Below are 13,296 nucleotides of genomic sequence, written 5' to 3'. Positions count from 1 at the left end.
GTCACCCCAAAAAGCACCAACGACGACGGACCAGCAATCCTATTCAAACGACGATCACGCGGATCCCGGAGCGGATTGCGCCCTGATTTTCCGGCACGCGACCCGGAGGTCCTGCCGTATTCAGTTTCTGGCATGGTTGCTTTTGTACCTTAGCTTTCGGTAACGGAGGCTGACCGGGCGGACAGCGCAGCGACGATGTCCTGCAGCTGCGCCACACCGGCGGCCCGATCAGTCAGGTGCAGGCGCAGCACAGGCCGTCCGTGCTCACCCAGGACCTGGGCATCGCCCGCGGCCTGCGCAGCAATCAGTTCCCCGAACGTGAAGGGACGATCCGGGATGGACAGGTCCTCTGTGGGAGCTGCGGTGACCTGGAGGAAGACCCCGATGGCGGGGCCGCCCTTGTGGAACTGGCCCGTGGAGTGCAGGAAGCGGGGACCCCAGCCAAACGTCACCGGACGGCCGCTGGCTGCCGCGAGTTCGTCCCTGACGCCCTCGAGCTGCGCAAAGGCCAGCCGATCGAAGTAGGCCTGGACACTAAGGTAGCTGTCGGCCTCCAGGGTTCCCAGCAGCGCACGGACGGCTTCTTCAGCGGTTGCCGCAGAGCCCAGCCAGTCTCCGCCGCGGACCTCGATGGCGCCGTCGACAAAAACCGCAGGCGTGGGTTCGGGCTGGGCGTCCAGCAGACCCCGCGCGGCAACCTTGGCGGCTTCCACGTCGGGCTGGTCGAACGGGTTGATGCCCAGAAGGCGCCCCGCCACGGCAGTGGCGAACTCCCACACCATCATCTGGGTGGCCAGGCCACCTGCAATGGCCACTTCGTTTTCACCGAGCTCGACGTCGGCGTCCGCGGCTACCAGCCGCACCACGAGGACGTCGGCCGCACCGGAGGTGACCTCCGGTGACGCGGGACCGGCGACTACGGGCAGGACGCCGGTGCCGAGCTTTCCGGTGGATTCCGCGATGAGCTGTTCGGCCCAGTCCGCAAAGCCCACAATCCCGGATCCGTCCTCTGCGATGACAATCTTGTTACGCAGCGGGCTGGTTCCGCCGAGGGCCGTCCCGAGCGCCAGGCCGATGTTCTCGGCGGCGTCGTCATTGAGGATCTCGGCGGCTTCCTCGGCCTCATCCAGGAAGGCCTGGATGTCAACGCCGGCCAGGCCGGACGGGACCAAGCCGAAGGCGGTGAGGGCCGAATAGCGGCCGCCCACGTTGGGGTCGGCGTTGAAAACAGCGCGGTAACCGGCCTCGCGGGACGCCTTATCCAGCGGGGAACCTGGATCGGTAACAATGATGATCCGGCTCTTCGCATCGAGTCCGGCCTCGGTGAAGGCGTGCTCGAAGATCCTGCGCTGGGAGTCGGTTTCCAGCGTGGAACCGGACTTGGACGAGACCACAATGGCGGTCTCGTCCAGCCGGTCCGCCAGGGCAACACGGACCTGGTCCGGGTCCGTGCTGTCCAGCACAGTCAGCTCGACGCCAGCAGTGCCCGCGATGACTTCCGGTGCGAGCGATGATCCGCCCATGCCGCAAAGCACGATCCGGGTCACGCCTTCTGCCTTCAGGGCGTCGCGGAGTTCCAAAATGTCCGCAACCAGCGGCTGGGAGACGGTGGCCGCCTCAACCCAGCCGAGGCGGACAGCCGACTCTGCTTCGGCGTCGGGACCCCACAGCGTGTGGTCCTTGGCGAAGATCCGGGTGGCAATACGGTCCTCGACGAGGGTCGGGAGGTGCTGCTCGAGTGCCTGTTGGGCGGCACCGGTGGCGTCGTAGCTGAGTGTGCTCATAGTGGGTTAGGAAGCCTTCCGTGCAGAGGCGAGGGCGCCCTCGACGTCGGCCAGCAGTTCCTTCCAGCTGGCCACGAACTTGTCAAGGCCTTCGGATTCGAGGATCGCGACGACGTCGTTGTAGGAGATGCCCAGGGCGTCCAGTGCGTCGAGCGTGCCATTGGCCTCGGCGTACGTCCCGGAAACGGTGTCGCCGGTGACGACGCCGTGGTCGAACGTGGCGTCGAGGGTCTTCTCCGGCATGGTGTTGACAACGCCGGGGGCAACGAGCTCGGTGACGTAGAGGGTGTCCGGGTACGCCGGGTCCTTGACGCCGGTGGAGGCCCACAGCGGGCGCTGGGGGAGGGCGCCGGCTTCGGCCAGCAGGGCCCAGCGCTCGGTGGCGAAGAGCTCTTCGTAGACCTGGTAGGCCAGGCGGGCGTTGGCGACGCCGGCCTTGCCCTTGAGTGCCTTGGCTTCGTCGGTGCCGATGGCGTCAAGGCGCTTGTCAATTTCGGAGTCCACGCGGGAAACGAAGAACGACGCGACCGAGTGGATCTTGGAGAGGTCGTGGCCGTTTTCCTTGGCCTGCTCCAGGCCGGACTGGAAGGCGTTGATGACGGCGCGGTAGCGCTCCAGCGAGAAGATCAGGGTCACGTTGACGCTGATGCCTTCGGCGAGGGTGGCGGTGATGGCTTCCAGGCCCTCGAGCGTTGCCGGGATCTTGATGAGGACGTTGTCCTTGTTGACCTTCTTGTACAGGTGCTTCGCTTCGGCGATGGTGCCGGCGGTGTCCCAGGCAAGGCGCGGATCGACTTCGATGGACACGCGGCCGTCAACGCCCTTGGTAGCGGCGGCGACCGGAGCGAACAGGTCGCAGGCGTCGGCGACGTCGGTGGTGGTGATCTCGAAGATGGTGTCTTCGACGCTTGCGCCGGCAGCGGCCTGGGCCGCAATAGTGGCGTCGTAGTCCGTGCCGGCAGTGATGGCGGCGTGGAAGATGGACGGGTTGGTGGTGACACCAACAACGTTCTTCTCTTCGATGAGCTTGCGCAGTGTCCCGGTTTCGAGGCGGCTGCGGGAAAGGTCATCGAGCCAGATGGAGACTCCGGCGTCGGAGAGCTGCTGAGTGGGGGTAGTCATTTTTTGTATCTCCTGGATTAGGGTTCAGGCCTGCAGGCCAGCGAGGGAGTCCTTGGCGGCGGCGGCGACAGCCTCCGCAGTGATGCCGAACTCCTGGAAAAGGCGCTTGTAGTCAGCGGAAGCGCCGTAGTGCTCGAGGCTGATGGAGCGGCCGGCGTCGCCGACGAACTCCCTCCAGCCCAGGGCCAGACCGGCTTCGACGGATACCCGGGCCTTGACGGCGGCGGGGAGCACGGACTCGCGGTAAGCGGCGTCCTGCTTGTTGAACCACTCAACGCACGGCATGGAGACAACGCGGGCGGCGATACCTTCGGCCTGGAGCGCTTCGCGGGCCTGTACGGCCAGCTGGACCTCGGAGCCGGTACCGATCAGGATGACGTCGGCCGGAACGGTGGCGCCGTCCTTGGATGCTTCGGCAAGGACGTACCCTCCCTTGGCGACGCCGGCTACGGAACCGAACGTGTCGCCGTCGGCTTCGCTTTCACCGCGGGCGTAGGTAGGGATGTTCTGGCGGGTCAACACGATGCCGGCCGGGTTTTCGTGGTTCTCCAGCATGGTCTTCCATGCCGCAGCGACCTCGTTGGCGTCACCGGGGCGGACAACGTCCAGGCCCACGATGGCGCGCAGGGAGGCCAGCTGTTCCACCGGCTGGTGGGTGGGGCCGTCTTCGCCCAGGCCGATGGAGTCGTGGGTCCATACGTACAGCGACGGGACACCCATGAGGGCGCCGAGCCGGATGGCGGGCCGCTGGTAGTCGGAGAAGATCAGGAACGTTCCGGAGAATGCGCGGGTGTCGCCGTGCAGGGCGATGCCGTTCACGATCGAGGCGGCGGCGTGCTCACGGATACCGAAGTGCAGCACACGGCCGTAGGGGTTGCCGGACCAGGCGTCGGTCTGCTTGGAGGCAGGCACGAACGACGGCGAACCTTCGATGGTGGTGTTGTTGGACTCGGCGAGGTCGGCGGAGCCGCCCCAGAGTTCCGGCAAGACCGGGCCCAGTGCGTTGAGCACCTTGCCGGACGCGGCGCGGGTGGAGACGTCCTTGCCGGCCGGGAAGACCGGAAGTGCGGCGTCCAGGCCCTCGGGCAGTTCGCGGGCTTCGATGCGCTGCAGCAGTTCGGCGTTCTCCGGGTTGGCTGCCTGCCAGGCATTGAAGGACTCTTCCCATTCCTTGCGGGCAGCTGCACCGCGGTCAACCACGGAACGGGCGTGGGCCAGGACTTCCTGGTCGACATCGAAGGACTTGGCGGGGTCGAAGCCCAGTACTTCCTTCAGGGCCGCAACTTCCTCGGCGCCCAGTGCGGAGCCGTGGATCTTGCCGGTGTTCTGCTTCTTCGGTGCCGGGTACCCGATGATGGTGCGCAGCGAAATGATGGAGGGCTTGGAGGTTTCGGCCTTGGCGGCGAGCAGTGCCGAGTACAGCTCCTGCACGTCTTCGACGTACTCGCCGGTCTTGGTCCAGTCCACGCGCTGGGTGTGCCAGCCGTAGGCCTCGTAGCGCTTGAGGACATCTTCGGTGAAGGAGATGTCGGTGTCGTCTTCGATGGAGATGTGGTTCTCATCGTAGACAACAACGAGGTTGCCCAGTTCCTGGTGGCCGGCCAGCGAGGAAGCCTCGGCCGTGACGCCTTCCTGGAGGTCGCCGTCGGACGCGATGACCCAGATGGTGTGGTCGAACGGGCTCTCGCCGGCGGGAGCATCGGCGTCGAACAGGCCGCGTTGGCGGCGCTGGGAGTAGGCGAAGCCTACGGAGGACGCCAGGCCCTGACCCAGCGGGCCGGTGGTGATTTCCACACCGGCGGTGTGCTTGTACTCGGGGTGGCCCGGCGTCAGGGAGCCCCAGGTGCGGAGGGCCTCAAGGTCCTTCAGCTCCAGGCCGTAGCCGGAGAGGAACAGCTGGATGTACAGCGTCAGGGAAGTGTGGCCCGGGGACAGGATGAAACGGTCGCGGCCGATCCAGTCAGGGTTCCGGGGATCGTGGCGCATCAGCTTCTGGAAGAGAAGGTAGGCGGCAGGCGCCAGGCTCATGGCCGTGCCCGGGTGGCCGTTGCCAACCTTCTCCACGGCATCTGCGGCCAAAACGCGGACGGTGTCCACCGCGCGCTGGTCCAGGCTGGTCCAAGACAGTTCTTGCTCTTCAAAATGTGGCACGAAAACCGGGCCCCTCTCTAGTGCTGACGGCGGGCGGTACACGGGGTCCGTACGGAGGCACGCTGGGGTGCCCGCTTTGGTGTGTACCAGCCGTTCACCGTCGAAACGTTGATCTATCACTCAGCCACATGTCGGATCTGGGAATGCGGTTTCCACCGCTTCTTCTCTGCGTGCTGATCTGGTGACAGCTTAGCTCTATTCCATCCTTTGGGAGGCCCAAATCTCACGTTTTGGACGCAATTTCCCCTTATGTGAATCACCTTTCCGTGAGGTTGAGTTAATCTGCTCGAATCGGCCTGCGAGCGATCATCAGGGCCTATTGACGGGCTTCTGTTACAAATGCGCACGGTATGATACTTGGAGGCTGACGCCCGGTGGCCGTGCTCCTTAAGGGGTTCACGGCGGTCCAAAGGGTGTTGCCGGGACTTTCTTCTGATGACCATTGGCGGGCTGCCCGGATAACGGCCGCACCGACAGCTGCACCGCCAGACAGACTTGCCAAACAGAACGGGTGACCGCCACCGTGAGCACAACCGATACGCCGCTGAACGCTTCCCGCACCCGAGGGGGAACCGGGCTGGCCCGCAAAGCCAAGGCGTATCTGGCGCTCACCAAGCCACGCGTCATCGAACTGCTGCTGGTCAGCACGCTGCCCACCATGATCTACGCCGAACGCGGCTTCCCCTCCATAGGCCTGATCCTGGCCACGCTCGTCGGCGGTGCATTCGCGGCCGGCAGCGCCGGGGCGTTCAACTGCTACATCGACCGCGACATCGATAAGCTGATGCACCGAACCGAAAACCGGCCGCTCGTCACGGGCGAGGTCACGCCCCGCGAGGCCCTCATTTTCTCGTGGCTCCTTGGGGCTGCCGCCATTGCGATCCTATGGTTCGGCGCCAACCCGCTGGCCGCCTGGCTTGGCCTGGGCGCCATCTTCTTCTACGTTGTCATCTACACCATCATCCTCAAGCGGCGCACGGCACAGAACATTGTGTGGGGCGGGGCGGCGGGCTGCTTCCCGGTACTGATCGCCTGGGCCGCTGTGACCAACTCCGTGGAGTGGCCGGCCGTCATCCTGTTCATGGTGATCTTCCTCTGGACGCCGCCGCACTACTGGCCGCTGTCCATGCGTTACGGCGAGGACTACCGCAACGCCAACGTGCCCATGCTCGGTGCCATCGCCGGCGCCAAGGTGGTTTCGGTCCAGGTGGTCCTCTACGCCTGGGCCATGGTTGTCTGCTCCCTGCTGATGGTTCCGGCCGGCGGCGCAGGCTGGGTCTACACAGCTACGGCGGTCCTTGCCGGTGCCTGGTTCCTGTACGAGTCACACTCCCTGTACAACCGGGCGCAGCGGGAGGACATCTCGGACAAGCGCGCCATGAAGGTCTTCCACGGTTCCATCAGCTACCTGACGCTGCTATTCATCGCCCTGGCGGTGGACCCGTTCGTCGGCCCGGCAGTGATGGCCGGCTGATTACCAGGACCCTCTCTCACTTCCTGCAGGAAATTCCAGCACCCTCTCTCACTGCCGGTGAGGGAGGGTTTTTCGTGTGGTTCAGGACGCGGGAGTGTTCCTATGTATCAGCCAAGCTGTTGTGGGTGCCCATACGGGAGGACCCAGAGGCCGGCGGGCGTCACGCAATGCACGCTTTTGAGGAGTGAACAACGGGGCGTCCCGGCATTGCGGGGGAGCGGCACCTATGGTGGGCCAAAAGACTGTCTGGCGTGACGCCGTCGTACGTTCAGCCAGGAAATCAGAGAGCGTCCCGTTAACCGAAGGCGCCCCGGCTCGTAGGAACCAGGGCGCCTCATGGTTGGGAACGCGGGTTTAGCCGTGGTGCCCGACTACGTCACAGGGCTGGAACGGGCGATGTCGGCGGCGTTGGTTGCCGCACTCATCAGCAGTGCCGCCCCGAGCATGTGCGTCCCCACCAGCAGCGCCGGAATGCCGTTGTAGTACTGCGTAAAACCGATCACGGCCTGCAGCAGCGTCACCGCCAGGAGCAGGATCACCGATGTCCGGAAGGGACCGGGAATCCGGCGCATGAGGACCACGACGAGCGCGAAGAGCGTTCCGGCGGTGATGAGGTAGGCCGGAACCGCGTGGATGTGGGAGAACAGGTCCCAGTCGAGGCCGTTTCGCGGCGCGTCTGCATCACCCGCGTGGGGGCCGGCACCCGTGACCACTACTCCAAGCATCACGGCCATTGCAGAGAAAAGCGCGACGGCGGCGCTCACCGGGCGTAAGACGCCCGGCAATGCGGGCAGGGAGCGAGTGGCAAACCGGCCGGTCCGCCCGTAAGCCCGGTTGACGAGCAGTGTGGCAATTACCACCAGCGCCATGGACACAAGGAAGTGCAGTCCCACCACCCAGGGGTTGAGGTTGGTCAGCACGGTAATGCCGCCGATCACAGCCTGCGCTGGAATGCTGGCCAGCAGGCCCAGCGCCAGCAGGAAGAGGTCGCGGCGTTCCTTGCGCAGGTTCCACAAGTACACCAGCATCAGGACTGCGACGGCGGCGAGGGCGAAAGTCAGCAGCCTGTTGCCGAATTCGATGAACCCGTGGATTCCCATTTCCGGTGTGTTGACCAGGGAGGTGTCCGTACAGCGCGGCCAGGTGGGGCAACCGAGCCCCGACGCCGTCAGCCGGACGGCGCCGCCTGTGACAACCAGGGCCGTCTGTCCGATCAGGGACGCCACTGCCAGGCGCCGGACCCGGGCATCAACGGTACGGGGCAGCCGGGACGCCAGGCGTCCGGCGAACCGGGGGAGGCGTGAAGCCGTGCTCACGGATATCTCAATTCCACTTGAACCAACGGATGGCTGCTGCTCCGGCAAGAACTGTCCAGACCAACAGGATAAGGGCGGCACCGCCATCTACAGTGCCGAGCAGGAAGGCCTCGCGCAAGGCCTCCCCAAGTGCGCCCGAAGGCAGATAGTGAACTATCCCCTGCGCGGGGGCGGGCAGCCGTTCCGCAGGAATGACGATGCCTCCCAACGCGCCGAGCAGGATCCACAGCAGGTTGGTGATCGCCAGAGTGGCCTCCGGCCGAACGGTACCCGCCACCAGGAGGCCAAGGGCGGTAAAAGCCGCGGCGCCCAGGACCAGCAGCGCAAGGCCGGGCAGCCAGCCTGCTGCCGGCGGGCTCCAGCCAAGGGGAAGTGCCACGGCCGTGATCACGGCAATCTGGAGGGCAAGTACAGCCAGCACGGCCAGTACCTTGCCGGCAATAAGTCCGGTGCGGCCCAACGGGGTGGTGGAGAGGAAGCGCAGCACGCCGTACCGGCGGTCAAAGCCGGTGGCGATGCCTTGTCCGGTGAAGGCCGTAGACATGGCGCACAGCGCCAGGATTCCGGGGACTGCAACGTTGACGCGGCTCCCGCCGAGTCCGTCCAAGAGGGGAGTCACCGTCAGGCCCACCAAGGCGAGCAGGGGCAGGACGACGGCCAGGATCAGTTGCTCGCCGTTCCGGAGCATGGCCAGCGATTCATACTTGCCCTGCAACAGGATGCGCCGAAGCAGCGGCGCAGGTGCCTGGGCCGGGGGAGCCATGGAAGGAACTGTCATCGGATGTCCTTTCCCGAGATGTCCAGGAAGACGTCTTCGAGGCTGCGTGCTTCGAGGCTGAGTGAGCCGGGCATAACGCCGTGGGCTGCCCACCATGAGGCAAGCGACGCAAGGTCTTCGGGTGTGAGTGGTCCGGTGGCGACATAGCTGCCGGCACGGGTCTCGCTGACGGCAATGGCCGCCGGGAGCACGCCGGCGAGGTCCAATCCCGCAGGAGCCTCAAAGAAAAGTGTCCGGATGTGCTCGGCGCCCGCCTCCACGACGGGGTCCCGCTGGAGGAGTTGCGCCACGGTCCCTTCGGCAACGTTCCGGCCGGCGTCGATGATATAGACGTAGTCGGCCAGCCGCTGCGCGTCATCCATGAGGTGCGTGGTGAGGATGATGCCCATCCCGGCGTCCCGCAGCTCGGCAATGAGTTCAAAGACCAACTGCCGTGACTGTGGATCCAGGCCTGCGCTGGGCTCATCTAGGAAGAGGACCTCAGGGTTGCCGATCAGCGCCGCGGCCAGGGCCAGCCTCTGCTTTTGTCCCCCGGAGAGCCGGCGGACCGATGTCCTGCTGAACGTGTCGATGCCCAGCCGCTCTACCAGATCGTCCACCGGGCGGGGCTGGGCATACATGCCGGCGATGTGCCGCAGCAGCGGGATGGGACGGGCCGACGGCGGGAGGCCGCCGTCCTGGAGCATCACACCTACGCGGGCGCGAAGGTGTGCGCCTGCCTGGGCAGGATCGTGGCCCAGCAGGGAGATCGTTCCGCCACTGCGCACCTGTAAGCCCTGGGCACATTCAATGGTGGTGGTTTTACCGGCGCCGTTGGCACCGAGGAGGGCCGTGACCTCCCCCCGTTCGGCGACAAGGGAGACGCCGCTCACCACCCGGAGCATCTTCCCGTCCAGGGTGGCCAGCGGACCAACATCCTTAATTAACCCGCTGATGGACAGAACCGGGGATTTGGGGGAACGCACCCCAGCATTCTACGGGATGTAGTACTCGTTGCGACGATCCCGGCAGCAGCGCAGGCCAGCCTCACCTTACTGGAACGGGGGAGTAAATTACGACATGATTGTGTTGTGTATTCCATGACCAGTGCTACTGCTGTGCCTTTTGGCGGGCATCGGGCGCCAAGTGCCCCCGCTGACCGCGGCCACGTCGCTGCCTTGCCGGTGGCGGACGCAGACGAGCGCACCCGCGACCGCGTCCTCAGCGCGGTCCTGGAACACGGCCCCGTCAGTGCAGCGGAACTTGGCGACCTCCTCGGCTTCACCCCGGCAGCCGTCCGCCGCCACCTGGACCATCTGTCCCGCAGCGGCGTCATTGAAGTCAAGCGCGTCGCGAAGGCGGGCTCCGGCGCCGGGCGTCCTGCGCGGCGCTATGTCCTGAGTTCCCAGGGGCAGTCATCGCTGGGCAACGACTACCTTGACATCGCCACGCTGGCGCTCAAGCAGCTCCAGGCGATGGCGGGCGAAGAAGCCGTCCGCCAGTTCGCCGTCGAACGCTTTGCCGAAATGGAGCGTCGTTACACACCGGAGATCGAGCAGGCCGGACCGGACATCACTGCGCGGGCCCGGGTACTGGCCGAGGCGCTCAGCCGGGACGGCTTCGTAGCCTCCGCCGCCTCGATCGAGGCCAAAGCCCCGCTGCCGGCTGCCTTGTCCAGCGTCCAATTGTGCCAGGGCCATTGCCCGATCCAGCAACTCGCCGCTCAATTTCCGGTCTTCTGCGACGTGGAAACCGAAGTGTTCTCCCGGCTGGTAGGCGTTGACGTCCGCCGGCTCTCGACACTCGCGCGCGGCGGACATGTCTGCACTACCCACATACCCACAGGCCGGCTGGCTGCCGGGGGACCCAGTGTCCCGCAAACAGCCCCCGCCAGCCTGGATGAAGTAACCAACCATCAGCAAGAAAGGCCGTGATGACGGACCAACTATCAGAGAAAGCGGTAGCCGAAGACACTGTGATCTCGGAGATTCTGGAAAAGAATCCCGAGCTCCACGGCATCGGCACGTACGAGTACGGCTGGTCCGACAAGAACGATGTCGGCGCCAACGCCCGCCGCGGTATCAACGACGAAGTAGTCCGTGATATTTCGGACAAAAAGAGTGAACCGCAGTGGATGCTGGACCTTCGCCTCAAGGGGCTGAAGTACTTCGACCGCAAGCCCATGCCCACCTGGGGTGCAGACCTCTCCGGCATCGACTTCGACAACATCAAGTACTTCGTCCGCTCCACTGAGAAGCAGGCCGCCACGTGGGAAGACCTGCCCGAGGATATCCGGAACACGTACGAGAAGCTGGGCATCCCGGAAGCTGAGCGCAGCCGCCTCGTCTCGGGTGTCGCCGCACAGTATGAGTCCGAGGTGGTGTACCACCAGATCCGCGAGGACCTCGAAGCCCAGGGCGTCATCTTCCTGGACACCGATACCGCCCTGCGCGAGCACCCGGAGATCTTCCAGGAGTACTTCGGCACCGTCATTCCCGTGGGCGACAACAAGTTCGCCTCACTGAACACTGCCGTCTGGTCCGGCGGATCCTTCGTATACGTCCCCAAGGGCGTCCACGTAGACATCCCCCTGCAGGCATACTTCCGCATCAACACTGAAAACATGGGCCAGTTCGAGCGGACCCTGATCATCGCCGACGAGGACTCCTACGTCCACTACATCGAAGGCTGCACCGCACCGATTTACACCTCGGACTCGCTGCACTCCGCCGTGGTGGAGATCATTGTAAAGAAGGGCGCCCGCGTCCGCTACACCACTATCCAGAACTGGTCCACCAACGTGTACAACCTGGTGACCAAGCGTGCCATCTGCGAAGAAGGCGCCACGATGGAATGGGTTGACGGCAACATCGGCTCCAAGGTGACCATGAAGTACCCGGCCGTCTACCTGGTGGGCGAGCACGCCAAGGGCGAAACCCTGTCCATCGCCTTCGCCGGCGCCGGCCAGCACCAGGACACCGGATCGAAGATGGTGCACATCGCGCCGAACACCAAGAGCTCCATCATTTCCAAATCCGTGGCCCGCGGCGGCGGACGTGCTGCCTACCGTGGCCTGGTCCAGGTCCGCGAAGGCGCCAAGCACTCGGCCAACACCGTTCGCTGCGACGCGTTGCTGGTGGACACCATCAGCCGGTCGGATACTTACCCGTACATCGACATCCGCGAGGATGACGTGGTGATGGGCCATGAAGCAACTGTTTCCCGGGTCAGCGAAGAGCAGCTCTTTTACCTGATGTCCCGCGGCATGCGCGAAGACGAGGCCATGGCGATGATCGTCCGTGGCTTCATCGAGCCCATCGCCCGCGAACTCCCGATGGAGTACGCACTTGAGCTGAACCGCCTGATTGAACTGCAGATGGAAGGGTCCGTCGGATAACGATGACTGAAATCACTACTGAAAAGGCCCGCATCGGCGCGCCCTCATCCCAGCCGTTTATCGACGGTTTCACGGAAGAGGGCGAAAGCCTGTCTCCGATCAACGCGGCCGGCTCCAAGGCCCCGCTGGCCGGCGAAGCGGTCAAGAGCCACTCGCACGGCGGCGGAGTAGGCATCCCGGACAGCTCACGCGCCGGACGCCTGACTTCCTACAAGCTGGCGGACTTCAAGCCGCTCACCGGCCTGGAGGAAGACTGGCGGTTCACCCCGCTCAAGCGCCTGCGCGGCCTGCACAACGAGATCCTGTCAGGTGCAGCCCCCACCGTCACTGTCACCGGTCCGGACCGGGTGACGGTGGAAACCGTGGCCCGCGACGACAAGCGCATCGGCTCCGCCGGCATTCCGGAAGACCGGGTGTCCGCCAACGCCTGGGAGAACTTCAGCGAAGCCACGATTGTCACCATCCCGTCTGAATTTGAGGCGGACGCCGACATCAACGTCCTCATCACGGGCCAGGACACAGCAGCTGCTGCCCAGCACATCGTGATTGTGGCCGAGAAGTTCTCCAAGTCCTTGGTCATCCTGGACCACCAGGGCTCCGCCGTGGTGTCCGAGAACGTCGAAATTGTTGTCGAAGACGGCGCAAGCCTGACGGTCGTTACGCTCCAGGAATGGAACGACGACGCCGTGCACGCCTCCTCCCAGCAGGCGAAAATCGGCCGTGACGCCAAGTTCAAGCACGTGATGGTCAGCTTCGGCGGGGACCTGGTGCGCGTCACGCCGTCGGCCCGTTTCACCGCCCCGGGCGGGGAAGCCGAAATGTTCGGCCTTTACTTTGCCGACGCCGGCCAGCACCTTGAGCAGCGCCTCTTCGTTGACCACGCCGTGGCAAACTGCAAGTCCAACGTGCTGTACAAGGGCGCGCTGCAGGGCCGGAATGCCCACGCTGTCTGGGTGGGTGACGTCCTGATCCGCAAGGAAGCAGAAGGCACCGACACTTACGAGGCAAACCGCAACCTGCTCCTGACCGAGGGCGCACGGGCCGACTCGGTGCCGAACCTGGAAATCGAAACCGGACTGATCGAGGGTGCAGGCCACGCCAGCGCCACCGGCCGCCTGGACGACGAGCACCTGTTCTACCTGATGGCCCGCGGCATCCCCGAGGATGTTGCCCGCCGCCTGGTGGTCCGCGGCTTCCTGCACGAAATCATCCAGCAGATCAAGGTGCCGGCTCTCGAAGAGCGCCTCACCGACGCTGTTGAGCGCGAACTCGCGCTGACGGACAACTAAAGACGG

The 13,296-nt window shown here is 65.0% G+C and carries 10 protein-coding genes; 4 read left to right on the top strand and 6 right to left on the bottom strand.

What is annotated here, in order from left to right:
- Positions 1-149 precede the first annotated feature (149 nt).
- Genes V9L18_RS17005 through tkt form a run of 3 tightly spaced genes read right to left on the bottom strand, consistent with a single transcriptional unit; the run spans position 150 to position 5,057 of the window.
- Positions 150-1,784 (bottom strand): glucose-6-phosphate isomerase, encoded by a 1,635-nt coding sequence (locus tag V9L18_RS17005; RefSeq protein ID WP_337348339.1) that lies wholly within the window; start codon positions 1,782-1,784, stop codon positions 150-152.
- 6 nt (positions 1,785-1,790) lie between these two features.
- Positions 1,791-2,906, bottom strand: coding sequence for a transaldolase (tal, locus tag V9L18_RS17000; protein ID WP_337348338.1), 1,116 nt, complete (start codon positions 2,904-2,906; stop codon positions 1,791-1,793).
- A 24-nt stretch (positions 2,907-2,930) separates the two neighbouring features.
- Positions 2,931-5,057 (bottom strand): transketolase, encoded by a 2,127-nt coding sequence (gene tkt, locus V9L18_RS16995; protein WP_337348337.1) that lies wholly within the window; start codon positions 5,055-5,057, stop codon positions 2,931-2,933.
- A gap of 511 nt (positions 5,058-5,568) precedes the next feature.
- On the opposite strand from tkt, the gene V9L18_RS16990 reads away from it, so the two are divergent.
- Positions 5,569-6,531, top strand: a complete 963-nt coding sequence (locus V9L18_RS16990) for a heme o synthase (RefSeq protein WP_337348336.1) — start codon at positions 5,569-5,571, stop codon at positions 6,529-6,531.
- Positions 6,532-6,902: 371 nt separating this feature from the next.
- Here V9L18_RS16990 and V9L18_RS16985 read toward each other — a convergent pair whose 3' ends face one another.
- Genes V9L18_RS16985 through V9L18_RS16975 form a run of 3 tightly spaced genes read right to left on the bottom strand, consistent with a single transcriptional unit; the run spans position 6,903 to position 9,590 of the window.
- Positions 6,903-7,847: a COX15/CtaA family protein gene (locus V9L18_RS16985; protein ID WP_337348335.1), complete on the bottom strand. Its 945-nt coding sequence runs from the start codon at positions 7,845-7,847 to the stop codon at positions 6,903-6,905.
- Between the two features lie 7 nt (positions 7,848-7,854).
- The gene (locus V9L18_RS16980) at positions 7,855-8,625 is read right to left on the bottom strand and encodes an ABC transporter permease (protein ID WP_337348334.1); all 771 of its coding nucleotides are present in this window, start codon (positions 8,623-8,625) and stop codon (positions 7,855-7,857) included.
- Positions 8,622-9,590 carry an ABC transporter ATP-binding protein gene (locus tag V9L18_RS16975; protein WP_337348333.1) on the bottom strand — a complete coding sequence of 323 codons (969 nt, stop codon included), beginning with the start codon at positions 9,588-9,590 and terminating at the stop codon, positions 8,622-8,624. Before V9L18_RS16975 ends, V9L18_RS16980 begins: the two co-directional genes overlap by 4 nt.
- 114 nt (positions 9,591-9,704) lie before the next feature.
- Here V9L18_RS16975 and V9L18_RS16970 point away from each other — a divergent pair, with 114 nt between their 5' ends.
- Genes V9L18_RS16970 through sufD form a run of 3 tightly spaced genes read left to right on the top strand, consistent with a single transcriptional unit; the run spans position 9,705 to position 13,290 of the window.
- A complete protein-coding gene (locus tag V9L18_RS16970; RefSeq protein ID WP_337348332.1) occupies positions 9,705-10,538 on the top strand; it encodes a helix-turn-helix transcriptional regulator in 834 nt (277 codons plus the stop codon).
- The gene (sufB, locus tag V9L18_RS16965; RefSeq protein WP_337348331.1) at positions 10,538-12,001 is read left to right on the top strand and encodes a Fe-S cluster assembly protein SufB; all 1,464 of its coding nucleotides are present in this window, start codon (positions 10,538-10,540) and stop codon (positions 11,999-12,001) included. The genes V9L18_RS16970 and sufB overlap by 1 nt, the downstream gene beginning before the upstream one ends.
- A gap of 2 nt (positions 12,002-12,003) precedes the next feature.
- Positions 12,004-13,290, top strand: a complete 1,287-nt coding sequence (gene sufD / locus V9L18_RS16960) for a Fe-S cluster assembly protein SufD (RefSeq protein WP_337348330.1) — start codon at positions 12,004-12,006, stop codon at positions 13,288-13,290.
- Positions 13,291-13,296 lie beyond the last annotated feature (6 nt).

Origin of the sequence: Pseudarthrobacter sp. CCNWLW217, from assembly GCF_037203985.1 — a bacterium.
GTDB lineage: Bacteria > Actinomycetota > Actinomycetes > Actinomycetales > Micrococcaceae > Arthrobacter.
Note: the sequence above shows the minus strand (reverse complement) of the source record. Positions and strands in the feature narration are given on the sequence as shown.